Below are 23,145 nucleotides of genomic sequence, written 5' to 3' on the forward strand. Positions count from 1 at the left end.
ATAACCGCGCCCTTTGATCTTCTAAACGTTCTTAACGGAACGGCGGTGAGTAGAGCAGACCACCATCTGTCCACTGCGCGTTCAGACCGCGTGCCAGACCGATTGGTGTGTTCTCACCGATGTTCTTTTCGAACAGCTCAGCATAGTTACCACCAGCCGAAATCGCCATCACAGCCCAGTTTGCGTCCAGACCCAGCATCGCACCCAGTTCACCTTCGGTGCCAAGCAGGCGGTTCACTTCTGGGTTACCAGTTGGTGCAGCTGCAAGCTCTTCGATGTTGGCCGATGTGACACCCAGCTCTTCTGCTGCGATCAGCGCGTTCAGTGTCCAGCGCACAACATCACCCCAATCGCTGTCACCGTGACGGACAAGCGGGCCAAGTGGCTCTTTCGAGACGATTTCTGGCAGCACGATGTGATCACCAGGTGCTTCGAAAGATGCACGGGTCGCGGCAAGTGCGGATGCGTCAGTCGTGTAAACGTCGCATGCGCCTGCAAGGTACTGCTGCTGCGCTTCGGCGTTTGTTTCGATTGGCACAGGCTCGTAGCTGATGTTGTTGGAACGGAAATAATCCGCCAGGTTCAGCTCTGTTGTGGTTCCTGTCTGGATGCAGACAGTCGCGCCATCAAGCTCTTTCGCGGACGAAACGCCAAGATCGCGTGGGACCATAAAGCCCTGACCATCGTAGTAGTTGATGCCAGTGAATTCCAACTTCAGGTCAACGTCACGGCTGAATGTCCATGTCGTGTTACGTGACAGCATATCAACTTCGCCAGCCGACAGGGCTGTGAAACGTGTTTTTGTTGTCAGCGGTACAAATTCAACCGCCTCTGCATCACCCAAAACGGCGGCAGCAACGGCGCGGCATACGCCAACGTCGAAGCCTTCCCAAACGCCATTTGCGTTTGGCGATGCGAAGCCAACAAGACCAGTCGACACGCCACAGTTCAACACGCCACGCTCTTTGACGTCATCCAATGTTGCGGCAGAAGCCATGCTTGCAGCAAAGCCAGCAACAGTCAGTGCGCCATAAAATGCGGTTTTTTTCATTTTTACCTCTTCCTGAGTTTCCACCCCAACGTGGGGTGGCCAATTTTTTACCCGTCCCGATAGACAGTCATGATAAATGAGAAGGACCCTCCCATCTCAATGCGACAAGACTTTGGTTATTCGCGCTTAGAGTCAAGGGCGAGACAGACAAAACGAGAGGCATTTGTCGCGAAATTAGGCAAATTTTCTTGATTCAGCACTGAACAGTGCGTTTCCTTTACGGAAGCAAAAAACGATAAAACCTATCCGCATCAATGAAGGCCGTCTTCTTGACCATTTCAGCGGCTGCGGCCTCTTCATCCGCGCCCCATTGTTCAATTTGCCAATGCTCATCAATGCGCGACAACGTCCATGCGTCTTCAACGGTGATGGCATCCCGTGTCACCGCCAGCGCCAAGACAAGCGACCCCGACAAGCTGATCAGATCATGTACCGCCGCAAGGGCGAAATCATCAAACGCGGCGACCTCAGATGTCAGCTTGTCCAACACCTCTGGCTTCTGGGTCACATGCATCACGCCTTCGCCCACAAACAACCGCGCACCCAGCGTCTCTGCCGCCCAGTCCAGCATCGGGTCCCATGCATCAGCCTGTCGTTTGATCAGCCCATCTGGCCCGGCAGCACGGTAACACAGCAAATCACTGTCACCATATTCTGCCAGCAAGGCAATCACTTCGTCCCGTTGCGTCCGCACCTTATCAATCGCGGCATTCGCGCCGCGCGTCACCGGCATAGTGCGCGGATCGACGACCGCTTCCTGCGCATCCCATTCTTGCGCAATCGCATCAGCCATCGCCAGCGTTGGTAATGTCAAAGGCGCTTTCGCGGGGGTGCGCACCGGACGCCCATCTAGCTTGACGGTGAACCCACCATCACACGCCTCGGCCTGCGCCTGTTTCCAGAACCGTTTGGGTTGCCAGTCGCTCATCGTTCAAGACCCTATCAGTTGGTCTACAGCACCCGCGAGAGCTGCAAAATCTTCGATCATCGCGTCAGGCAGCAAGGCATCCGCCGCATGATAGCCCCACGTCACCCCGATCTTCTTGATCCCAGCCGCACGCGCCATATCCATGTCATAGGTCGTATCACCCAGCATGACAGCCTTCTGCGGTGGAACGCCTGTTTCACTCAGCGCCGTCAAAATCATCGAAGGGTTCGGCTTTGACGGATGATGGTCTGCCACTTGTTCAGAATGAAACACCCCAGTCAGCCCATGCCGCTCTAGCACCTTATCCAAGCCCCGCCGCGATTTCCCGGTCGCCACGGCCAGCAAAGTGTGATCCTGCGCGCGCAACACATCCAATGCGTCCATCGCACCGGGAAACAGCGGGCCCATTTCCCGATTATCCGAACGCAGCTGCATGAAAGACGCCTTGTAAGCCTCAACCAACCGCACCCGCTGCGCCTCGTCCACATCAGGGCAAAGCACGCGAAACGCTTCAGCCAGCGACAATCCCACAATCGACAGGACGGTCGCACGATCTGGCAAAGCCAAACCCTCAGCCTGAAACGCCAAGGTCATCGCCGCCATAATCTCCGCCTGACTGTCAACGAGTGTGCCGTCGACGTCAAAGATCACCAGCCGCAGATCACTCATCAGGCATATTGAACGGATCAACGGGGGCGTGGCCCACGATCCAACCCACGAAATCCCATGTGTTCTGCATATGCTCTGGCAATGGGGCCGTCAGATGCAGGGTCGCCCCCGTCGCCGGATGCTCAATTGTCAGGCTGCGCGCATGCAAGTGCAGCTTGCGCCCAATCTCACTGCCCATGCCAGCGCCCCAACCATCGCCAAGGTTTTCCTGACCAGAGCCACCATACTTACCGTCACCCACAATCGGATGCCCAATCTCGGCCATATGCGCCCGCAACTGGTGCGTCCGCCCTGTAATCGGGACCAAGGCGCACCAAGCGGCACGGCTGGCAAGCGTATCCATTACGGCATAGTCAGATGTCGCGCGTTTCGCGCCCTCAACGCTATCGAGATCACGCGGATGCACACAGCGCATCTTTTCATTCTCACCACCGCGGCCATGGCCCGGAGCCTTTACCAAACCGTATTTGATCGTCCCCGCACGCGGATGGGGGACACCCGCAACGGCGGCCCAGTAAATCTTGCGCGTTTCACGATGCTTGAGGTTCTCGGTCAACTGCTTGGCCATCATGCGCGTGCGCGCCAGCAGCAGCACACCCGAGGTATCCTTATCCAGACGATGCACCAACCGGGGCTTTTCCTCATAATCAAACATCAACGCCTCGGACAGCCCATCCACATGGCGCGTCGTCTTTGACCCGCCTTGGGTCGCCAAACCGGGGGGTTTGTTGATCGCGATGATGTGGTCATCTTTGTAGATGACACAGGACTGGATCAGCTTGGCATCTGCCTTGGTCACACCACGCTTGGCAAGGTTGGCCGCCGCAGCGGCCTCTTCCTCGGTCGGTAGTGGCGGAATACGCAGCTTTTGACCAACCTCAATACGCGCGTTGGATTTCACTCGACCACCATCCACACGCAGCTCACCCTTGCGGCACATCTTCTCGATGCGGCCTTGGGTCAGATGCGGGAACAGGCGGCGCAAGTACCGATCCAAGCGTTGATCACCATCATCAGGGCCAATGACCCGTGTTTGCACGCCACTCATGTTGTCATTCCTCTTGCGATCCAAAGACCAGCGGCACAGGCCAGAACGGACATTACCAAGGACGCCAACACATAGGCACCCGCGGCCGTCACGCGGCCTTCTTCCACCAACCGCAACGCATCCAAAGTGAACGCCGAAAAGGTCGTGAACCCACCCAAAACGCCCGTCATCAAAAACGGCAACCAATGCTGCAATCCGCGATCTGCCAGATGCACCCAGATCAATCCAATTGCAAAAGAGCCAATGACATTTACAGCCAAAGTGCCCAGCGGAAACGCCACAACCAGCCCCACGAGGTATCGCAGAACAGAACCAATCGCCCCGCCAAGGGCTACAGAGATCACAGGTGTCATCATGGCGCTGCTCTGACCGCTTGCCGGGCGATTGTCAATTCTTGCTGCGCTTGGCACGCAGGCCTGCGAAGTAATCCACACGCTTTTTCAACTCACGCTCAAACCCGCGATCAACCGGGACGTAATAAACACCCCGCTTCATCGTCTCAGGGAAGTAGTTCTGCCCGCTAAACCCATCCTCGGCATCATGGTCATAGTTATAACCTGCCCCAAACCCCTGCTCTTTCATCAAAGTCGTGGGCGCGTTCAGGATGTGGGCTGGCGGCGGCTCTGACCCGGTTTGTTTGGCCGCCGCGACAGCACCCTTATACGCCACATAAGTCGCATTCGATTTCGGCGCCAGTGCGAGGTACGTCACAGCCTGCGCCAAGGCCAGTTCACCCTCCGGGCTGCCCAGCCGTTCATATGTTTCCCAAGACTGCAAACACACCGCCTGCGCCTGCGGATCAGCCAGCCCGATATCCTCAACCGCCATCCGCGTGATGCGGCGTGCAAGGAAACGCGGATCCTCGCCGCCAGCCAACATACGGGCGAACCAGTAAAGCGCTGCATCCGGGTCTGATCCGCGCACGGACTTATGCAGCGCACTGATCAGATTGTAATGCTCATCCCCCGACTTGTCGTATTTCGCCGCGCGCTTCATCAACCGCTTGGTCAGATCATCGGTGCTCAGCTTGCCATCCGTTGTCCAAGCACTGATCTGCTCAATGAGATTGAGCAGCGCACGCCCATCACCATCGGCCATCTCCAACAGTGCCTCGCGCGCAGGGCCATCCAACGGCAACGGCTTACCCAACTCCTTCTCTGCACGCTGTGCCAGCAGTTCGAGGTCTTTGACGTCCAACCGGGTGAGGATGAACACTTGGCTCCGACTCAGAACAGCTGCGTTCAATTCAAAGCTGGGGTTCTCGGTCGTGGCCCCCACCAACAGGATCGTGCCGTCCTCCATATAGGGCAGAAACCCATCCTGCTGGGCTTTGTTAAAGCGGTGGATCTCATCCACAAACAGCAAGGTGCCCTTGCCATTCTGACGGCGCATCTTGGCGGCCTCAAAGACCTTGCGCAGATCCGGCACGCCCGTGAAGATTGCACTGATCTGCACAAAATGCAGGTCCGTCTCATCTGCGAGCAACCGCGCGATGGTCGTCTTGCCGACACCCGGCGGACCCCAGAAAATCAGCGAAGAGAGCGACCCAGACGACAACATCGTGCCCAACGGGGCATCCGGCCCCAACACCTGTTGCTGTCCAATCACCTCCGCCAAGGTCTTGGGCCGCAAACGATCCGCCAGCGGGCGCGGGCCTGCGGTGGTGTCGGCAGTTGTGCTGTCAAAAAGATCGGCCATGGTCCCCAAAGATATGTTCGGAGCGCCGCTTGATTGCAAGCTATCACATGTGGAAGGCTTTCCGGAGGACGCAGACAAGGTCGGCTGTGCGGACTTTTCTGCCGTTCATCAAATACTCACGCTCTGAAGTTTTCGCGTGCAGTCGGTTTTTTATCAAATTAGGGAGTTTTCGTCCAATAGGGATCTACGCCTTTCATGAAAGATTCATGGGCGCTTATATATTTTTTTTGAATTTTTCTAAGAAATGTTTTCGTTGCTTCGACATCAGAATTCCTGCTGGTTTCCAAGTAATATAGCTCAATGTCTGTAACAAGGGTTTCCATCTTATCTTCCAAGACAAGACAAGCCCAATAGAGCGCAGCATGCTTTCTTTTTTGACCCGCGTCTTTGATGACTTCCGAAAAGGGAGTTGTTGAGGTCTTTTGAGTGATTTCGTTCGCGCCTATTTCAAGGCCTTCTAACAATGCCATTGCAGCTTGCTCTGGGTGGGGATCATCAAACGTTTTTGTCCATGTATGCATAGTGAAACTGCGTGCTTGGTGTGCTGCTGCGGCGCGAAAAGAAAGTGGTTGATTGACGTTGTCTGTTAAATCCTGTGCATGCCAATGTACAAGGTCGGCCATCATCGGTTTCGCAGAAAGCTCTATTTTCAGGCCGAGGGTCATTCCATCCTCGTTTGATGCAGGGGACAAGACTCCACTCACAAACATCTGATCATTTTTACCGAACAAATACTGCGATTTGTTGCTCCATCGTGAATTGCGCATCAGTGGTTTCGATAACTTGATCGTATCCTCTGCAAATCGCATTCGACAACGAGCGCGTTGATTTAGCGTCATTGATTTTTCTGGTATCAGTGGTTTTCCCATTTGAGACAGTTAGAATGCATGGTGGGTTTGAATGCAAGTAACTCATAATCATCGTCAAAGTACCGCTGATACAATGACTTATCGAGGGTAGCTTTGGGCTCAAACCAGACATTCACCAATACAAAAGGCCTCACAAAGCATGCGAGGCCTTTCAAAATTCTTCGGTCAGAGAACCTTAATCTTCTGCGTTCTCGTACTCTTCCAAACGGGCCTTGTCAGCCGCACCTTTGGCATCGACGTCGCGGTCGACAAATTCGATGATCGCCATTGGGGCCATGTCACCATAGCGGAAGCCCGCTTTGATGATACGGACGTAACCACCCTGACGCTCTTTGTAGCGCGGGCCGATGACGTCGAACAGTTTCGCTGTGTGCATTTCCTGCTTCAGCTGTGCATTGGCCTGACGACGGGCATGCAGATCGCCGCGCTTGCCCAGCGTGACAAGCTTTTCAACGATCCGGCGCAGTTCTTTCGCCTTGGGCAATGTTGTTTTGATCTGCTCATGTTCGATGAGCGAGCCTGCCATGTTCGCGAACAGCGCCTTGCGGTGTTCATGTGTGCGGTTCAGGCGGCGGTAACCTCTTGCGTGACGCATGTGATAGTCTCCATTTTGTTTTATCGATGGGCCGATGCGATGCGTGTCGCTGGCTCCGTTAGTGGGGCGGAATTGCCCAGGATATTCCCCGCCAGTGCGGGCATTTTGTGCAAGGCGGGGAGAACCCCGCCTTACGGTATTTATGTAGGTCGGGGTTTACCCCGACACCCCATCAAAACTGGTCTTCGAACTTCTTGGCCAGATCTTCGATGTTGTCTGGTGGCCAGTCCTCAACGTCCATGCCAAGGTGCAAACCCATGCCTGACAGCACTTCCTTGATCTCGTTCAAAGATTTGCGGCCAAAGTTCGGTGTGCGCAGCATCTCTGCTTCGGTCTTCTGGATCAGATCGCCGATGTACACGATGTTGTCGTTCTTGAGGCAGTTTGCCGAACGGACAGACAGCTCCAGCTCGTCCACTTTCTTCAACAGAAGCGGGTTGAACTCCAGACCATCATCATCCGCACCGGTTTGTGCTGACTCAGGCTCATCAAAGTTGACGAAGATTGACAGCTGGTCCTGCAGAATGCGGGCGGCATATGCCACTGCATCATCAGGTGTCAGCGACCCATCGGTTTCAACCTTCATGGTCAGCTTGTCATAATCCAGCACCTGACCCTCACGGGTCGGCTGCACGTCATAGCTCACCTTCTTGACCGGCGAATAGATCGCATCGACAGACATCATGCCGATCGGTGCATCTTCTGGCTTGTTCTTGTCTGCGGATACATAGCCCTTACCGGTGTTGACGGTCAGTTCCATGTAAAGGTCGGCGCCATCATCAAGGTGACAGATCACATGATCCTTGTTCAGGACCTCGATGCCAGCAGTCTCGGAAATATCCGCAGCGGTCACAACGCCCGGGCCTTTGGCCTGAACGGACAAACGCTTGGGGCCCTCGACCTCCATACGGATCGCAACACCTTTGAGGTTCAGCACGATATCGGTGACGTCTTCACGCACACCGGACACGGATGAAAACTCGTGCAGGACGTTGTCAATCTGAACGGCAGTGATGGCGGCACCCTGAAGGGATGACATCAAAATGCGGCGCAGGGCGTTGCCCAATGTCAAACCAAAGCCACGCTCAAGTGGTTCTGCAATGACGGTTGCCTGACGTGCGGGGTCGTTACCCGGCTTAACTTCCAATTGAGTTGGCTTGATCAACTCAGCCCAGTTTTTGTGGATCATATGTCCCTCCATACTAGTCTGCCTTCATGGTCCAAAAAGGCAAACGCCCGAGGTTGAAATGACGGATTGGGACCGTGCCAAAACACAGCCCCAAGGCGTTTGGGTGTAATTAGACGCGGCGGCGCTTTGGCGGGCGGCAACCGTTGTGGGCCATTGGGGTCACGTCACGGATAGATGTGATGTTAAAGCCAACAGCAGCCAATGCGCGGAGTGCGGATTCACGACCGGAACCGGGGCCCTGCACTTCAACCTCCAGCGTTTTCACGCCGTGATCTTGTGCTTTCTTGCCCGCATCCTCAGCAGCCATTTGGGCGGCATAGGGTGTGGATTTCCGCGAACCCTTGAAGCCCATGGTGCCAGCAGACGACCAAGAGATCGCGTTGCCCTGCACGTCAGAGATCAGGATTTTTGTGTTGTTGAAAGAAGAATTCACATGCGCAACACCAGCTGCGATGTTCTTGGAAACCTTCTTTTTGGTGCGTTTTGTATCACGTGCCATTGATCGAGCCTCCCTTATTTCTTCTTACCAGCAATGGCCTTTGCAGGGCCCTTGCGTGTACGTGCGTTTGTGGAAGTTCGCTGACCACGGACCGGCAGGTTACGACGGTGGCGCAGGCCACGGTAGCAACCAAGGTCCATCAGACGCTTGATGTTCATCTGTGTCTCGCGACGCAGGTCACCTTCTACTGTCAGGTTGGCGTCGATATATTCACGGATCGACAGCACTTCTGCATCAGAAAGCTGGTTAACACGGCGCGCGCGGTCAATCTTGACCGCTTCGCAGATTTCTTCGGCTTTGGTGGACCCAATTCCGGTAATGTAGGTAAGGGCGATTGGAACCCGCTTTGCAGTCGGGATGTTTACGCCGGCAATACGTGCCACGTGTGCAATTCCTTTTCGTTGCGGGTCCGTCATTCCAGACCCTTTTTTCACAACGGAAGCCCGGACCTGAAAGGGCGCCGGGCTGCGTCATATCGAGGTGTTCTGTGGGATCAGGGCGCGACCCTTAACCACAAATTGATTCCCGCGAGGGATGGCGCTGTTTAGGGGGCATTTGAACTGTGGTCAAGCCGCCCCGCGCAGCGCTAAGGATTTTCCAGAAAATCCTTTCGAACAGAACAATTTTCGACGAAAATTGTTCGCGCTAGGCCAAAGCGTCCGAAATACTCGCCGCGACCTCATCCATGCTGGCCAGACCATCCACAGATTTCAAATCACCTTTGGCATAATAGTACCCCACCAATGGGCTGGTCTGTTTGTAGTAGGCCATCAAACGAATCTTCAGACTTTCTTCGTTATCATCCGCACGAACTGGCTGACCTGCGGCTTCGGCCTCTTTCGCGCGCCCAACAATACGCTCGACCAAAACCTCATCATCGACTTGCAGTTCGATCACGCAATCAAGGTTTTCGCCCATCTCAACCAACAAATCGTCCAACGCATCGGCCTGCGCCAACGTCCGGGGAAAGCCATCAAAGATATAGCCGCCTTTGCCGTCATCGCTTTCCAACTGTTCACGGATCAAGCCGATGACAATCTCATCGGTCACAAGGTCACCACGGTCCATGACAGCGGCCACCATCTTGCCCATCTCTGTCCCACTGGTACGGGCAGCCCGCAACATATCGCCGGTGCTCAGTTGCACCATGTTGCGTTCGTCAACAAGCCTGGCCGCTTGCGTTCCCTTACCCGCCCCCGGCGGTCCCAGCAGTATGATATTCATCGACGCGATGGCCCCTTACGTTTTGAACTACGCTTGCCACGCAACTGAGACTTCTCAATCAGGCCTTCGTATTGATGTGCGACCAGATGAGACTGGATTTGTTGGATGGTGTCCATACCCACCGAAACAATAATCAGGATCGATGTACCGCCAAAGTAGAAAGGAATAGCCAATTCTGCGCGAATAATCTCTGGCAGCAGTGCCACCAGCGCGAGGTAACCGGACCCCAGCACCAGAATACGCGTCACGACGTAATCCAGATATTCCTCGGTTTTCTTACCGGGGCGGATACCCGGCACAAAACCGTTCTGGTTCTTGAGGTTCTCTGCAACATCCTCGGTCTTGAAAGCGACTTCACGGGTGTAGAAATACGTGAAAAAGATGATCATGCCGCCAAAGAAAATCAGATAGAGCGGCTGGCCAGGGCCAAAGAGCGCCAGAACCGTGGACATGAACGGGCCGGACGAGCCGCCGTTGAACGTACTGATCGTGGTGGGCAGCAATAGCAAGGCAGAGGCGAAGATCGCAGGAATAACACCGGCCGGGTTCACCTTGATCGGCAAGTGGCTGGTCGAGCCATCATAGACCTTCATACCACGCTGCTGGCGCGGGTACTGAATGTGAATCTTGCGCAAGCTGCGCTCCATGAAGACCACAAAGGTCAGCACGACGATCAGCATCACAATGATACCAACGACGACGGCAGGGCTGATCGCGCCAGAGCGGCCTTGCGACAGAAACTGCGCCATGGCGGCAGGGATTTCAGCAATAATACCAACAAAGATAATCAGCGAGATACCGTTACCAATGCCGCGCGCCGTGATCTGCTCACCCAGCCACATCAGGAACATACAGCCACCAACAATCGTAATGACGGTAGATGCTTGGAAAAACAGCCCCGGATCAGCGGCCAGTCCACCCGCTTCCAAGCTCACAGCAAGGCCGTAGGCTTGCACTGTGGCCAAAACCACGGTGCCGTAGCGGGTATATTGGTTTAGCTTGCGCCGCCCTTGCTCGCCCTCTTTCTTGAGGTTCTTCAGCGGCTCCCACATGGAGCCCAAAAGCTGCATCACAATCGAAGCAGAGATATAAGGCATGATCCCAAGGGTGAAAATCGCCATCCGCGACAGAGCGCCACCGGTGAACATCGACAGAATACCGCCGATGCCAGATTGCGCATCATCCATGAACTGCTGCAGGGCAATACCATCAATGCCCGGGACGGGAATAAACGTACCAAGGCGGTAGATGATTAACAAACCAAGCGTAAACAAAATACGCTGGCGCAATTCAGTTGCTTTGCCGAAGGCGCTCCAACTGACGTTGGCTGCCATTTGCTCTGCTGCAGAAGCCATATGGGTCTCTTTTTTATAAGAAACGCCGCTGCGGTTCCCCGATCAGCGGCGTTTGGGAAAACTTCAAAGGCTATGTAAGCGACCAAAGGGTCGCTCACAAGGTCTTACTCAGCCGCTGCCGGTGTTGTGACAGTCAGTGAACCGCCGGCCTTCTCAACCGCTTCCACAGCACCCTTGGAGGCACCGGTGACAGCGATCTTGGCTTTGGCCTTGAAATCACCCTTGGCCAGAACGCGGATACCGTCCTTCTTGCGGCGCACCAAACCGGACGCGACCAGCGCATCTTCGGTGATGTCTGCTTTGACGTCGATCTTGCCTTCGTCGATGAATTTCTGGATCAGCCCAAGGTTGATGACCGCAAATGTCTTGCGGTTCGGCTTGTTGAAACCACGCTTTGGCAGACGCTGGTAGAGTGGCATCTGGCCGCCCTCATAGCCTTTGATGGCGACACCAGAACGTGATTTCTGACCTTTGATACCACGGCCACCGGTCTTACCTTTGCCGGACCCTGCACCACGGCCCACACGCTGTTTGCGCGTTGTTGCACCTGGGTTGTCGGATAGTTCATTCAGTTTCATGTCGCTTCTCCTTTTGCCGGAATTGGCCCCCAGCGACGGGAGCGGCCAAACACGGCGTTACAGTTGTGAGTCGGAAATTTGGTGTCCGACTGGGGGCGTATAGACGGGAGGATGGAAGGCGTCAAGAAAGTGATGGGGTCGGCTGCGACCTCACTGAATCCGGAGACAGCCAGAATTGGCCCAAGGCTGCGCTTCTGCAAATGCTAGCACAAAGAAACTCAAAGTCTTGTGGCAATATGCAGACATTTACGTCGAGCAATATTCAGTAATTTGCTCAACCTTTGGGTTATGCAGTCGATTTATTGCATCAATCCAATGCCTCAAAATCAGGTTACCACGCGACCTGATTCCAACTTTGATCTAATGTCAGTCTTTGCTGGGCAATTGATCTGTTGATTGCCGACAAATGCTCGGCAACTACTTTGGATTGACCATGTGGATGGGCAAAACCTCTGATCCGCATGATCAACGGGGGTTCCTGTTCGAACCACTCGGCGATGACGTGTGGGACTTCGAGTGCCCAAACGCTGACGAGCGTTGCACTACTATTAAACTTGCTGTCAGTCGTCATGATGGCGTTTGAGATGATAGGTTAATTTCAGAAGCTAGCAACGAATTGATTGAGTTTTGGGAAAGCAACTTGTTGTTTTACTCCAACGATCTTGAAAAGCTAAAAGCTGCCAGTGAACTTCTGAAACACTTTGGAATGGCGGAAAACACTATATCGACGTAAGGCGGTTCATAACCTCTAGTATTCGTACTCAATGCTCAAGCACTTCAAAACGGCTCGCAAGATCGTACGACGTGTCATTGTTGGCCGACCTTAACCCAAAAAGACGCCCCGCAGGCGGGCGATAGAATCAGGTCTAGACAAAAGATTTCGTCAACAACAAACTGTAAGCAGCGAGAGGCGATTGGGCATTTATCAGATATGACAGGCACATTGGAATGGGACCAACCGACAGCATCACGCAACCACTTTGAATTTGTCGTCGATAGCAAGAAATACATGTACAGTTACGTTCGTAAGAACGGCTGTTCAGCCTTTAAGAAACTCATACATGGCATTTCCCCTTTTGCAGACAACGTGGAAGACGCGCACGTAGATTTGGCGTTTCTGAGGCGACACCATACCTTTGACAAGTCAAGTGATCTGAATGCCTTTGCCGCCACAATTTTTGTTTACAGAGATCCGTTTGAACGGCTCATCTCCGCCTATACGAATAAATTTGTGCAGCAAAAAGGACAGGAAGATATATTCGCCAACTACAAAAAGAAGCTTTGGCGAGATCCAAACAAGGCATCTTTTAAGAAGTTCGTTTTGTCCTATTGTCGATCAGTCGAGAACCGGGATGGGCATATCAGGGCACAATGCGATCACCTGTTGCCAATCAGATATAATGCCGTCTTCCCGCTGCATGAACTGTATGAAAATATGAAGCTGCTCATTGATCCGGAATTGGCAGATAAATACTTCGCACGTGCGACCAACGCATCTCATGCACAACCACCTTCGGAGGACTTATGCCGTATACCAGCTTTGCAACTGCATGACACGTTCTTGAAAACCGGACGTGTTCCGAACAAGGCAGATTTCTATCGCGATGATCTGATTGCCCACTGCCGAAAAGTCTACGCGAAGGACTACGAGATGATCTCACGTATCCAGCCAACGACATGAGTCAAAAACGCCCCGCAGTTTCCTGCGAGGCGCTCAATCTAGTAAGCCGTAAGTCTGGGTGGGCTCCGCCCGTTAGCTGCTCAAACGCTCCATTGGAGCGTTTGCAATATGCCGCTCACCCCCGACTCCCGGCTTAACCTTTTTCTTCGATAATCTCGACCATATGGCTGATCGAATTCACCATGCCGCGTACGGACGGTGTATCTTCCAGTTCTTTAGTACGGTTCATCTTGTTCAGGCCCAGGCCGATCAGCGTGGCACGCTGTTTGGCAGGGCGGCGGATCGGGGAACCGATCTGCTTGACGACGATTGTTTTAGCCATCTGTCAAATCTCCTTACGCGTCAGCTGCGGCAGGTGCTTCGGCCGCTGGGGCCTCGTCACGCTTAGGCAGAATGTCAGCAACCTTCTTGCCACGGCGCTGCGCGACGTTGCGGGGTGATTGCTCTTTGGACAGGCCATTCATAGTGGCGCGGATCATGTTGTATGGGTTCTGCGAACCGATGGACTTGGACACAACATCCTGTACACCCAACATTTCAAACACGGCACGCATTGGACCACCGGCGATGATACCAGTACCAACAGGGGCTGTGCGCATGACCACTTTACCAGCGCCGTGACGGCCCTCGATGTCGTGGTGCAGCGTCCGGCCGTCGCGCAGTGCAACGCGGATCATCTGGCGCTTGGCTTGCTCGGTCGCTTTGCGGATCGCCTCAGGAACTTCCTTGGCTTTACCCTTACCAAAGCCGACACGGCCTTTTTGGTCGCCAACAACAACAAGCGCGGCGAAGCCAAAGCGCTTACCGCCTTTGACTGTTTTGGAAACACGGTTGATTGCGACCAGACGGTCGGCAAACTCTGGTGCTTGCTCTTCACGGTTGCGGCCGCGGCCGCGGTTTTCACGTTCTGCCATTGATGGCGTCCTTTGTTTTCATGCCCGAAGGCGTTGTCCAATCGCGGTGGGTTTCAAGCCCCCGGATCATCGAAACCGGGTCGCCCCGTTTTACATATCGCAGCCGGGGCACGCCCCGACCTACGTAGATCGGGGCCTACCCCGACGTGTCGTTTAGATCTTCAAACCACCTTCACGGGCCGCATCGGCCAAAGCCTTGATCTTGCCGTGAAACAGGAAACCACCACGGTCGAAGTAAGCAACCTCTACGCCGGCTTTCTTTGCGCGCTCTGCAATTGCAGTGCCCACTTTGGAAGCGGCTTCGATGTTGTTCTTGCCGACCACGCCCAGATCTTTTTCGAGCGACGAAGCGGACGCGAGTGTCACGCCATTCACGTCGTCGATCAGCTGGGCGCTGATGTTCTTGTTGGAGCGGTGCACCGAAAGACGCGCACGCCCTTGATTGGCTGTCACGCCCCGCAGTTTGTTCCGAACGCGCATGCGGCGCTTCAGAAACAGAGTTCTTTTGCTGTTTGCCATTGTCGCGTTCCTTACTTCTTCTTGCCTTCTTTGCGGAAGATGTATTCGCCCTTGTACTTGATACCTTTGCCCTTGTAGGGCTCGGGCTTACGCCAAGCACGAATATTCGCCGCAACCTGACCAACCTGCTGTTCGTCGATACCTTCGACGATGACATCCGTTGGCTTTGGCGCTGTGACTGTCACACCTTCAGGCACTTCAAAGTTGACGTCATGGGAATAGCCCAGCGACAGCTTCAATGTGTTGCCCTGCATCTGTGCGCGGTAACCAACACCCGACAGCTCAAGCTCTTTCTTGAAGCCTTCGGAAACGCCGGTGGCCAAGTTCGCAACCATTGTGCGGCTCATGCCCCACTGCTGGCGTGCGCGCTTGGATTTGCCGCGTGGTTCGACGGTGACAACATTGCCATCAACAGAGATGGTCACATCGTCAGTCGCTTTGAAAGTCCGGGTCCCTTTGGGGCCCTTCATCTCAACGGTTTGACCTGACACCGTGGCGGTAACGCCAGAGGGCAGCTCAACCGGTTTTTTACCAATACGAGACATGATATCCCCTTAGAATACAGTGCAGAGCACTTCGCCGCCAATATTGGCGCTGCGTGCTTTTGCATCCGACATCACACCCTGCGAGGTGGAGACAATCGACACACCCAGGCCTTGACGGACAGTTGGGATGTCATTGGCGCCCAGGTAAACGCGACGGCCAGGCTTGGAAACCCGCTTCACTTCGCGAATGACAGGGTCACCCTCGTAATATTTCAGCTCAATGTTGAAAGCAGGATGGCCGTCTTTGCCGTCCTTCTTTTCATAACCGCGGATGTAGCCTTCGTCGGAAAGCACATCCAGAACCCAACCGCGCAGTTTGGACGCAGGTGTTTCCACCGACGCTTTGCCGCGCATCTGGCCGTTGCGGATACGTGTGAGCATATCACCGATAGGATCATTCATAATATGTGCTCCTTACCAGCTTGACTTGACCATGCCGGGGATTTCGCCATTGGAACCAAGGTCCCGCAGCGCGATCCGGCTGATCTTGAGTTTACGGTAATAGGCGTGTGGACGCCCGGTGAGCTGGCAACGGTTGTGCAAACGGGTCGCAGAGGAGTTACGTGGCAGTTTCGCCAGTTCAAGGGTCGCCTTGAACCGCTCCTCTACGGGAACCTCTTTGTCGTTGATGATTGCCTTCAAGGCGGCGCGCTTTTCGGCGTACTGCTTGACCAGCTTTTCACGCTTCACTTCGCGTGCGATCATGGATTTCTTAGCCATATCTAATTTCCCCTCAGCTGTTGAACGGCATGTTGAAAGCTTTCAACAGTGCCTTTGCTTCAGCGTCAGTGTTCGCTGTTGTGCAGATCACGATGTCCATGCCCCAGTTCTCATCGATCTTGTCGAAGTTAATCTCTGGGAAGATCAGGTGCTCTTTGATACCGGTGGCATAGTTGCCGCGGCCGTCGAAGGATTTGCCGGATACGCCGCGGAAGTCGCGGATACGTGGCATAGCTACCGTGATCAGACGATCAAGGAATTCAAACATACGGTCGCCGCGCAAAGTGACCTTTGCACCAAGAGGCATGTCCTCACGAACGCGGAAACCAGCAATGGATTTCTTGGCGCGTGTTGTCATGGCCTTTTGACCAGCGATTGTTGTCAGATCTTCCTGTGCGGTTTTTGCTTTCTTGCTGTCACGGACAGCTTCTGCACCGCAGCCGATGTTCAGGACAATCTTGTCCAGCTTCGGGATCTGCATCTCGTTTTTGTAACCGAACTCTTCTTTCAGCGCACCACGGATGGTGGACTTATAAAGGTCCTTGAGACGGGGGCTATAATTTGCAGCATCAAGCATTAGATCGCATCCCCTGTTGTCTTGGCGAAACGCACCTTGTTGTCACCATCCATACGGAAGCCAACGCGGGTTGCTTTGCCATTCTTGTCAACGATTGCCAGGTTAGACAGTTGGATCGGCATCGCCTTTGGCGTGCGGCCACCCTGTGTTGCCTGAGATTGCTTTGTATGACGGATCGCAATGTTGATACCGTCCACGATGGCTTTGCCAGACTTAGGGTCGATGCTGGTAATCGCACCAGTCTTGCCTTTGTCCTTGCCAGTCAGAACGACGACATTGTCACCTTTACGGAGTTTCGCAGCCATTACAGCACCTCCGGAGCAAGCGAGATGATTTTCATAAAGTTCTTTGCGCGCAGCTCGCGAACAACTGGGCCAAAGATACGTGTACCGATAGGCTCGTTGTTGTTGTTGAGGATGACAGCAGCGTTGCTGTCAAAGCGGATGGCTGTACCATCGTCGCGGCGAACTTCTTTGGCGGTGCGTACGACGACGGCCTTGCGGACGTCACCTTTCTTTACGCGACCACGTGGAATGGCCTCTTTGACCGAAACAACAATGATGTCTCCAACACTGGCGTAACGACGGTGAGAACCACCCAGAACCTTGATGCACTGAACACGGCGTGCGCCGCTGTTGTCAGCAACATCCAGATTGGTCTGCATCTGGATCATTTGGTTTCCTTTTCCGACCTATGAGCAAGTCCCGATTTCTGTCCGGGGGCCCAGGGTTTCGATTGAACCAGGTGTTACTGCCTTAAGAGGCAATAACCTCCCAGCGTTTCGTTTTCGACTTTGGTGCGCATTCCTGGATACGGACCTGGTCACCAACGTTGAATGCGTTCTGTTCATCGTGAGCGCGATATTTCTTCGACTTACGAATAGTTTTCTGAAGCAGCGGGTGCTTGTAACGACGCTCAACCGAAACGGTGACGGTCTGGGCGTTCTGGTTGCTTGTCACAACCCCTTGCAGGATACGCTTAGGCATAGATTAAGCCTCCTTGGCGGCCGCTGCGGCCTTTTCGTTCAGGATTGTCTTCACTTTGGCAGCGTTGCGGCGGGCCGCACGAATGCCTGCTGTGTTTTCCAGCTGACCAGTGGCCTGCTGAAAGCGCAGATTGAAGGATTCTTTTTTCAGGTTCACCAGCTCTTCACGGAGCTGATCGGGCGTTTTATCCCGCAGTTCATTGGCGTTCATGCCATATTCCTTTGTCAACATCACCGGCAGGCCGCAAAAGCGTGACCCGATTCCCGGTGGAGTGGGTGTAGAAGTGGGCCGTTTAGACCCCATCGCCCCACAAAGCAACCCCTTGTGGGTAAAGAGTTGCGGGGCGTCACACAGTCAGTATGTGTAGCCCAGTTTTATCTTAGAAATGCGCCATTAGGAATGATCATTACAGCGTTCGTTACGCAATCATCGCTCTGGCCACCCCAACACAACAGTGACGTCAGGATAGGGACATCTTAGAAACTATACCGCACGCCAATACTGGCCACTGCCCCATCAATTTCTGTATCGTCGTCATCGCTTGCCACCGGCCGGCAGTCGCCACCGCCGCCGGGCTCGAGACACTGGGCACTTTCATTAAATGCAGCCCAGTCATAACCAAGCCGTGAGGTGATCGTAAAATTTTCGCTCAACTTTGCGTTTGCACCCACATAGAGGCCCGCACGCCAGCCCTCATTTTCCTTGATACGCAAGTTGCCGTTGGTCTCAACGACCAGTGTGTTTTCTGCGTCAACTAGCGACGCGTTTCCACCTATTGTCCATGACCACATGTCCGTCAGATACCGTTCTTGCTCAACACGCAGACCAATTTCGTGCCAATCAAAGTCGCCGCTTTCAACGGTTGCACCGCCATCGGGCACTTCAAGATTTTCGGCACCATCCATCACAACAGTCAGAAACGGGCTAATGATCCATCGTGACTTGCCCGGGGCCAGATCACCACTTGCGATGTTGAGAGCAAGGTCAAATGACTGCAGGGGGTAATCGACGTTAAGTTCATTATTGTCTGCGCTTGATGTCAGGATGCGTTTGCCGTCCAGTTCACCATAACTAAGAGAGGCCTCAACGCCCAGCACATGCCAGCCGCGGTCCGTTTCCGCGACAATAGGCGCTTCTTCTATTGCGCCAGACAGGCCGCCCGAATGGGCCGATGTGCCAAGCCCCAAAAACATAGGCAACATGACACAACTGATAGATGATTTTTGCAAAAGTTGAATGAATTTTCGCACTGTAGATTCCCAACCAATTGTTACCGCCACCCACGCAAAGTGTTTAAATATCGTTAACATAGCGTCAACCTTTTTGTGAAAGAGCCGAATATTATGTGCTTTTTCACCGGTAAAGTCGCGCAAAACAAATATAGTAGCAGTGCTCTCTCGGTTGGCCGCAGATGACAACAGCGACCTAAATTGTTTGACTGGCAAAGCGTTTGGCCCGAGAATTTGGATTATGTTGGTCTCGCCCTGCCCTTTCGCTTGCGCTATGCATAGTCCATGTCCAATATCACATCCCTGTTCGCCACCCGCCTCTACCACGCCAAACTTTCTGCCTTGGGCGCAGCTCTCGACACCGACGAATTTGAGAAATCCTGCTACGCCATCGCCCAAGACGATGAAGCGGGCCAAGACTGGTGCGAAGACAACGGCTACCCCGGCTACACCTCCTACGCCTCGCTGTCGGACCTGCCCTGGCGGTTCCCCATCTTCGCCGATCTGGTCAAGGTCCTCGACGCCCATGTCGCGGGTTTCGCCGAAGACCTGCAATTCGACCTTGGCGACAAGACACTGCAACTCGAAGACATTTGGATCAACATCCTACCCGAAGGCGGCATCCACACCGGACACATCCACCCCCATTCCGTGATCAGCGGCACAACCTACGTCGCCATGCCCGACGGGGCGAGTGCGATTAAATTCGAAGACCCGCGGCTGGCGATGATGATGGCCGCGCCCACAAGGACGAAAGACGCGCGGGATGAGCTGCGCACCTTCTTCTATGCGAAGCCTGCGGTGGGCGATGTGCTGCTATGGGAAAGCTGGCTGCGGCACGAGGTGCCGATGAACATGGCCGAAGACGACCGGGTGTCGGTGAGTTTTAACTATGCGTGGGGGTAACATCATGCCCGATATAGATCTGGCATTCGCACGGCTGGAAGGGCTGGACCTTTCGGCCATCGAAAGCACAGGCGATTGGGGGTTGGGGCGGGTGTTCAACCACCTCGCCCAAGGGGTTGAGTTTTCAATGCACGGCTACCCGGTGCAAAAGCCCAAGCTCTTCCAGGCCACCGTCGGGACGTTGGCGTTCAAAATGTTTTCCGCACGTGGAAAGATGAAACACGGGCTAGACGAACCGATCCCCGGCGAAGTGGTCAGCGAGATCAGCGCCGAGGCAGGGCTGGAGCGGTTGTGGACGTCATTGGAGACGTTCCGCAACTTCGAAGGAAAGATGCAGCCGCACTTCGCATACGGCGGGTTGAGCAAGGCGCAATTCGGGAAGGCACATTTGCTGCATATTGAGAACCATCTGGAAGAGGTGGGTTCGTAAAACAGGGCCTGCGCGAGAGGACGGGCTTTACCGCGATGAAGCTGTCGATCAAGACACGGACGCGTGCTCGCAATATGCGCCGGGGCATTTTGAGACCTGTCTGAAAGTCCATACGGACAAAGATGATACCGAACCGATGGTTGGGTCTCGCTGATTTGCTCTCTAGGTGGATTGCTTAGACTTGCTCTTATGCCCTTCAATCTGTGTGGTAACGTCAGCAATCAATTCAGCGGGCTCGGTCATTTGATGTACCTCAATATGCCGGATACCAGCGGCGAAAAGTATCGCGCGCTTCACTTGATCACGTTCCACCGTATCGTCGCGCATCGCGTGTCCAGTACCTTGATATTCGATGGCCAAGGCCGGTCGTCCCAGTGGATCGATCACAAGAAAATCAATGCGCTTGCTGCCGTATGCAGCATAGAGAAATTGCCGTTGACGATAACTCATGCCTTTTTGCGTCGTTTGAATAAACCCACCCATGCCAACTTCTGCGAACATCCGAAAGCCGGGTTGATTTTGCTGCAAATACCGTTCAACGGGCCGATAAACCTTTTTGAATGCTTCGGGGTTAATTGGCTTGCGCGGGCCAAACTCATTTTCTCGAATAACGCGCAGCTGGTTTTCCGGCACACGCATATCGTTTGGGTGAACTTTTTTTTGAGCGGTTTCTACGGGTTTGTTGTTGGACTGCGCTGGCTGTATCCGCGATGTATTTGGCCGGTTGCGCTGACTTTTAGTGCGCGATGACTGCCACAATATGGCAACGACTATGAGCACGATGATAAGAATTACTTCCAAAGAAATCACTCCGTTTGAAAGGATGGATTTGCAACTTTGACGCTAGTGTATCTTGTGTATCTTCACCAAGACAAACGCGTAACGGCCAAAATAGACGATCCAGCGTGCTACTTCGAAACAGGAAACACGGCGTAAGCTATTTTAACGCGAGAGGTGGCGCCTATCTAATGAGCTCAATTTGTCTGATGCTACAAAACGTCTGAATACCTGTTTTTGTAACCACAGCGATGGCGGCGTTATCGATGTAGTTTGGTGATCTACCCTAAAAAAAGCCCCCACCGATCTCTCGGCAGGGGCTCTCTATTCTCACCGTTGGTCGGGGCCTGCCCCGACGCACACTTACCAATCTTCGCGAACCACGGTCCGTGTCTTGATCGGCAGCTTCATCGCAGCAAGGCGCAGGGCCTCGCGGGCGATTGTTTCGTTCACGCCGTCGATTTCGAACATCACGCGGCCGGGTTTGACCTTGCATGCCCAAAAATCGATGGAGCCCTTACCCTTACCCATACGTACTTCGACGGGCTTGGATGTCACAGGAGTGTCCGGAAAAATGCGGATCCAGACACGGCCCTGACGCTTCATGTGACGCGTCATGGCACGACGTGCGGCTTCGATCTGACGAGCTGTGATCCGCTCGGGCTCAATGGCTTTGAGGCCATATGTACCGAAGTTCAGATCAGAACCGCCTTTGGCTTCACCACGAATACGGCCTTTGTGCAGTTTCCGGTGTTTTGTACGCTTTGGCTGTAGCATTTAAATCAGCTCCCCTTAGCGACGTGGGCCGCGAGGGACAGCGCCCTCTTGCAGCTCAGCATGTTTGCGGTCGTGCGCTGACGGATCGTGCTCCATGATCTCACCTTTATAGATGAAGACCTTGATGCCGATGATCCCATAAGGCGTCATCGCCTCATACAGTGCATAGTCGATGTCAGCACGCAGTGTGTGCAGCGGAACGCGACCTTCACGGTACCATTCTGTGCGGGCAATCTCTGCACCACCCAGACGGCCAGCAAGGTTCACACGGATACCCAAGGCACCCATGCGCATGGCGTTCTGAACCGAACGCTTCATGGCGCGACGGAAAGAGACACGGCGTTCCAGCTGCTGACCAATGCTTTCGGCAACCAAGGCTGCGTCAAGTTCTGGCTTGCGAACTTCAACGATGTTCAAGTGCAGCTCTGAGTCTGTGAGTGCTGCAAGCTTCTTGCGCAGACCTTCGATGTCTGCACCTTTCTTGCCGATGATCACACCAGGACGTGCTGCGTGGATCGTGACGCGGCACTTTTTGTGCGGGCGTTCGATGATCACGCGGCTGATGCCGGACTGTGCGCATTCTTTCTTGATGAAAGCCTTGATCTTGAGGTCTTCCAACAGAAGGTCGCCATAGTCTTTGGTGTCAGCGTACCAGCGGCTATCCCAGGTGCGATTGACCTGAAGACGCATACCGATCGGGTTTACTTTGTTACCCATTATGATTGCTCCTCAACTTGACGCACCTTGATGGTGATCTCTGCAAACGGCTTGATGATTTTCCCAAAACGGCCACGGGCCCGAGGGCGACCGCGCTTCATGGTCAGGTTCTTGCCGACATAAGCCTCTGCGACGACCAGTTCATCGACGTCAAGGTTGTGGTTGTTTTCGGCGTTGGCGATGGCCGACTGAAGGCATTTCTTCACGTCGTCCGAAATCCGCTTTTTGCTGAAAGTCAGGTCAGTCAATGCCTGCTCAACTTTCTTGCCACGGATCAGGCCAGCAACGAGGTTCAGCTTTTGCGGGGACGTGCGAAGCATGCGCAGTTTTGCCATTGCTTCGTTATCGGCCACGCGGCGGGGATTCTTATCCTTGCTCATGGCTTACTTCCGCTTCGCTTTTTTGTCAGCGGCATGACCGTAATAGGTGCGGGTTGGGGAATATTCACCAAACTTCTGACCAATCATGTCTTCGCTGACGTTGACAGGGATGTGCTTCTTACCGTTGTAGACGCCAAAGGTGAGACCAACGAACTGAGGCAGGATTGTAGAACGACGCGACCAGATCTTGATCACTTCGTTGCGGCCGCTTTCGCGCGATGCTTCTGCTTTTTTCAAAACATAGGCGTCCACAAAGGGGCCTTTCCAGACGGAACGAGCCATAC

The 23,145-nt window shown here is 54.1% G+C and carries 34 protein-coding genes; 3 read left to right on the forward strand and 31 right to left on the reverse strand.

Features of this window, described 5'->3' with window-relative positions:
* Positions 1–31: 31 nt before the first annotated feature.
* The 14 genes from BC777_RS09985 to rplO form a co-directional block, all read right to left on the reverse strand.
* A complete protein-coding gene (locus tag BC777_RS09985; protein ID WP_100367898.1) occupies positions 32–1,051 on the reverse strand; it encodes an amino acid ABC transporter substrate-binding protein in 1,020 nt (339 codons plus the stop codon).
* 217 nt (positions 1,052–1,268) lie between these two features.
* Positions 1,269–1,979, reverse strand: a complete 711-nt coding sequence (locus BC777_RS09990) for an ATP12 family chaperone protein (RefSeq protein WP_100367899.1) — start codon at positions 1,977–1,979, stop codon at positions 1,269–1,271.
* Positions 1,980–1,982: 3 nt separating this feature from the next.
* The gene (locus tag BC777_RS09995) at positions 1,983–2,648 is read right to left on the reverse strand and encodes an HAD-IA family hydrolase (protein ID WP_100367900.1); all 666 of its coding nucleotides are present in this window, start codon (positions 2,646–2,648) and stop codon (positions 1,983–1,985) included.
* Positions 2,641–3,696 (reverse strand): RluA family pseudouridine synthase, encoded by a 1,056-nt coding sequence (locus tag BC777_RS10000; RefSeq protein WP_100367901.1) that lies wholly within the window; start codon positions 3,694–3,696, stop codon positions 2,641–2,643. The genes BC777_RS09995 and BC777_RS10000 overlap by 8 nt, the downstream gene beginning before the upstream one ends.
* Positions 3,693–4,052: a fluoride efflux transporter CrcB gene (gene crcB, locus BC777_RS10005; protein WP_100367902.1), complete on the reverse strand. Its 360-nt coding sequence runs from the start codon at positions 4,050–4,052 to the stop codon at positions 3,693–3,695. The genes BC777_RS10000 and crcB overlap by 4 nt, the downstream gene beginning before the upstream one ends.
* 31 nt (positions 4,053–4,083) lie before the next feature.
* A complete protein-coding gene (locus tag BC777_RS10010) occupies positions 4,084–5,394 on the reverse strand; it encodes a replication-associated recombination protein A (RefSeq protein WP_100367903.1) in 1,311 nt (436 codons plus the stop codon).
* 158 nt (positions 5,395–5,552) lie between these two features.
* Positions 5,553–6,263: a hypothetical protein gene (locus BC777_RS10015; RefSeq protein ID WP_133122538.1), complete on the reverse strand. Its 711-nt coding sequence runs from the start codon at positions 6,261–6,263 to the stop codon at positions 5,553–5,555.
* Positions 6,264–6,438: 175 nt separating this feature from the next.
* Positions 6,439–6,858 carry a 50S ribosomal protein L17 gene (gene rplQ, locus BC777_RS10020; RefSeq protein ID WP_100367905.1) on the reverse strand — a complete coding sequence of 140 codons (420 nt, stop codon included), beginning with the start codon at positions 6,856–6,858 and terminating at the stop codon, positions 6,439–6,441.
* Positions 6,859–7,030: 172 nt separating this feature from the next.
* Positions 7,031–8,047, reverse strand: coding sequence for a DNA-directed RNA polymerase subunit alpha (locus tag BC777_RS10025; protein ID WP_168769123.1), 1,017 nt, complete (start codon positions 8,045–8,047; stop codon positions 7,031–7,033).
* 109 nt (positions 8,048–8,156) lie between these two features.
* Positions 8,157–8,546, reverse strand: coding sequence for a 30S ribosomal protein S11 (gene rpsK, locus BC777_RS10030; protein ID WP_008236527.1), 390 nt, complete (start codon positions 8,544–8,546; stop codon positions 8,157–8,159).
* Between the two features lie 14 nt (positions 8,547–8,560).
* Positions 8,561–8,929 (reverse strand): 30S ribosomal protein S13, encoded by a 369-nt coding sequence (rpsM, locus tag BC777_RS10035; RefSeq protein WP_100368099.1) that lies wholly within the window; start codon positions 8,927–8,929, stop codon positions 8,561–8,563.
* A gap of 262 nt (positions 8,930–9,191) precedes the next feature.
* Complete coding sequence (locus tag BC777_RS10040) at positions 9,192–9,770, reverse strand: adenylate kinase (RefSeq protein ID WP_100367907.1); 579 nt, start codon at positions 9,768–9,770, stop codon at positions 9,192–9,194.
* Positions 9,767–11,125: a preprotein translocase subunit SecY gene (secY, locus tag BC777_RS10045; protein WP_100367908.1), complete on the reverse strand. Its 1,359-nt coding sequence runs from the start codon at positions 11,123–11,125 to the stop codon at positions 9,767–9,769. Before secY ends, BC777_RS10040 begins: the two co-directional genes overlap by 4 nt.
* Before the next feature lie 104 nt (positions 11,126–11,229).
* Positions 11,230–11,703 (reverse strand): 50S ribosomal protein L15, encoded by a 474-nt coding sequence (gene rplO / locus BC777_RS10050; protein ID WP_100367909.1) that lies wholly within the window; start codon positions 11,701–11,703, stop codon positions 11,230–11,232.
* A gap of 931 nt (positions 11,704–12,634) precedes the next feature.
* Here rplO and BC777_RS10055 point away from each other — a divergent pair.
* Positions 12,635–13,384 (forward strand): sulfotransferase family 2 domain-containing protein, encoded by a 750-nt coding sequence (locus tag BC777_RS10055; RefSeq protein ID WP_100367910.1) that lies wholly within the window; start codon positions 12,635–12,637, stop codon positions 13,382–13,384.
* A gap of 133 nt (positions 13,385–13,517) precedes the next feature.
* Here the strand turns inward: BC777_RS10055 and rpmD are convergent, their stop codons facing one another.
* From rpmD to BC777_RS10115, 12 genes are all read right to left on the reverse strand, one after another.
* Positions 13,518–13,706, reverse strand: coding sequence for a 50S ribosomal protein L30 (gene rpmD / locus BC777_RS10060; RefSeq protein WP_008236512.1), 189 nt, complete (start codon positions 13,704–13,706; stop codon positions 13,518–13,520).
* 13 nt (positions 13,707–13,719) lie between these two features.
* Complete coding sequence (rpsE, locus tag BC777_RS10065; RefSeq protein WP_100367911.1) at positions 13,720–14,298, reverse strand: 30S ribosomal protein S5; 579 nt, start codon at positions 14,296–14,298, stop codon at positions 13,720–13,722.
* Positions 14,299–14,451: 153 nt separating this feature from the next.
* Positions 14,452–14,817, reverse strand: a complete 366-nt coding sequence (gene rplR / locus BC777_RS10070; protein WP_100367912.1) for a 50S ribosomal protein L18 — start codon at positions 14,815–14,817, stop codon at positions 14,452–14,454.
* Between the two features lie 11 nt (positions 14,818–14,828).
* Positions 14,829–15,362, reverse strand: coding sequence for a 50S ribosomal protein L6 (rplF, locus tag BC777_RS10075; RefSeq protein ID WP_100367913.1), 534 nt, complete (start codon positions 15,360–15,362; stop codon positions 14,829–14,831).
* Between the two features lie 9 nt (positions 15,363–15,371).
* On the reverse strand, positions 15,372–15,764 hold the full coding sequence (gene rpsH / locus BC777_RS10080) for a 30S ribosomal protein S8 (protein ID WP_100367914.1): 393 nt from the start codon (positions 15,762–15,764) through the stop codon (positions 15,372–15,374).
* 12 nt (positions 15,765–15,776) lie between these two features.
* Positions 15,777–16,082, reverse strand: coding sequence for a 30S ribosomal protein S14 (gene rpsN, locus BC777_RS10085; RefSeq protein WP_100367915.1), 306 nt, complete (start codon positions 16,080–16,082; stop codon positions 15,777–15,779).
* Between the two features lie 13 nt (positions 16,083–16,095).
* Positions 16,096–16,659, reverse strand: coding sequence for a 50S ribosomal protein L5 (gene rplE, locus BC777_RS10090; RefSeq protein WP_100367916.1), 564 nt, complete (start codon positions 16,657–16,659; stop codon positions 16,096–16,098).
* The gene (rplX, locus tag BC777_RS10095; RefSeq protein WP_100367917.1) at positions 16,659–16,964 is read right to left on the reverse strand and encodes a 50S ribosomal protein L24; all 306 of its coding nucleotides are present in this window, start codon (positions 16,962–16,964) and stop codon (positions 16,659–16,661) included. The genes rplE and rplX overlap by 1 nt, the downstream gene beginning before the upstream one ends.
* A complete protein-coding gene (gene rplN, locus BC777_RS10100) occupies positions 16,964–17,332 on the reverse strand; it encodes a 50S ribosomal protein L14 (protein ID WP_008236500.1) in 369 nt (122 codons plus the stop codon). Before rplN ends, rplX begins: the two co-directional genes overlap by 1 nt.
* An 82-nt stretch (positions 17,333–17,414) precedes the next feature.
* Positions 17,415–17,645 (reverse strand): 30S ribosomal protein S17, encoded by a 231-nt coding sequence (gene rpsQ / locus BC777_RS10105; protein WP_100367918.1) that lies wholly within the window; start codon positions 17,643–17,645, stop codon positions 17,415–17,417.
* A 3-nt stretch (positions 17,646–17,648) separates the two neighbouring features.
* Positions 17,649–17,855: a 50S ribosomal protein L29 gene (gene rpmC / locus BC777_RS10110; RefSeq protein ID WP_100367919.1), complete on the reverse strand. Its 207-nt coding sequence runs from the start codon at positions 17,853–17,855 to the stop codon at positions 17,649–17,651.
* A gap of 266 nt (positions 17,856–18,121) precedes the next feature.
* Positions 18,122–19,201: an outer membrane protein gene (locus BC777_RS10115; RefSeq protein ID WP_168769124.1), complete on the reverse strand. Its 1,080-nt coding sequence runs from the start codon at positions 19,199–19,201 to the stop codon at positions 18,122–18,124.
* Between BC777_RS10115 and BC777_RS10120 the strand changes: the two genes are divergently transcribed.
* Both BC777_RS10120 and BC777_RS10125 read left to right on the forward strand, forming a co-directional pair.
* Positions 19,160–19,780, forward strand: coding sequence for a TIGR02466 family protein (locus BC777_RS10120; protein WP_100367921.1), 621 nt, complete (start codon positions 19,160–19,162; stop codon positions 19,778–19,780). The genes BC777_RS10115 and BC777_RS10120 overlap by 42 nt on opposite strands.
* 4 nt (positions 19,781–19,784) lie before the next feature.
* Entirely contained in the window at positions 19,785–20,210 is a 426-nt protein-coding gene (locus BC777_RS10125) for a DUF1569 domain-containing protein (protein ID WP_168769125.1), read from the forward strand.
* Positions 20,211–20,372: 162 nt separating this feature from the next.
* Here BC777_RS10125 and BC777_RS10130 read toward each other — a convergent pair whose 3' ends face one another.
* The 5 genes from BC777_RS10130 to rpsS all read right to left on the reverse strand — a co-directional run bounded on the left by BC777_RS10130 (position 20,373) and on the right by rpsS (position 23,143).
* Entirely contained in the window at positions 20,373–21,011 is a 639-nt protein-coding gene (locus BC777_RS10130) for a DUF2726 domain-containing protein (protein ID WP_133122540.1), read from the reverse strand.
* A gap of 339 nt (positions 21,012–21,350) precedes the next feature.
* The gene (gene rplP, locus BC777_RS10135; RefSeq protein ID WP_100367924.1) at positions 21,351–21,764 is read right to left on the reverse strand and encodes a 50S ribosomal protein L16; all 414 of its coding nucleotides are present in this window, start codon (positions 21,762–21,764) and stop codon (positions 21,351–21,353) included.
* Positions 21,765–21,779: 15 nt separating this feature from the next.
* Complete coding sequence (gene rpsC, locus BC777_RS10140) at positions 21,780–22,481, reverse strand: 30S ribosomal protein S3 (protein WP_100367925.1); 702 nt, start codon at positions 22,479–22,481, stop codon at positions 21,780–21,782.
* Positions 22,481–22,861, reverse strand: coding sequence for a 50S ribosomal protein L22 (gene rplV / locus BC777_RS10145; protein WP_008236481.1), 381 nt, complete (start codon positions 22,859–22,861; stop codon positions 22,481–22,483). The genes rpsC and rplV overlap by 1 nt, the downstream gene beginning before the upstream one ends.
* A gap of 3 nt (positions 22,862–22,864) precedes the next feature.
* Positions 22,865–23,143 (reverse strand): 30S ribosomal protein S19, encoded by a 279-nt coding sequence (gene rpsS / locus BC777_RS10150; protein ID WP_008236480.1) that lies wholly within the window; start codon positions 23,141–23,143, stop codon positions 22,865–22,867.
* Positions 23,144–23,145 lie beyond the last annotated feature (2 nt).

Source organism: Yoonia maricola (assembly GCF_002797915.1).
GTDB lineage: Bacteria > Pseudomonadota > Alphaproteobacteria > Rhodobacterales > Rhodobacteraceae > Yoonia > Yoonia maricola.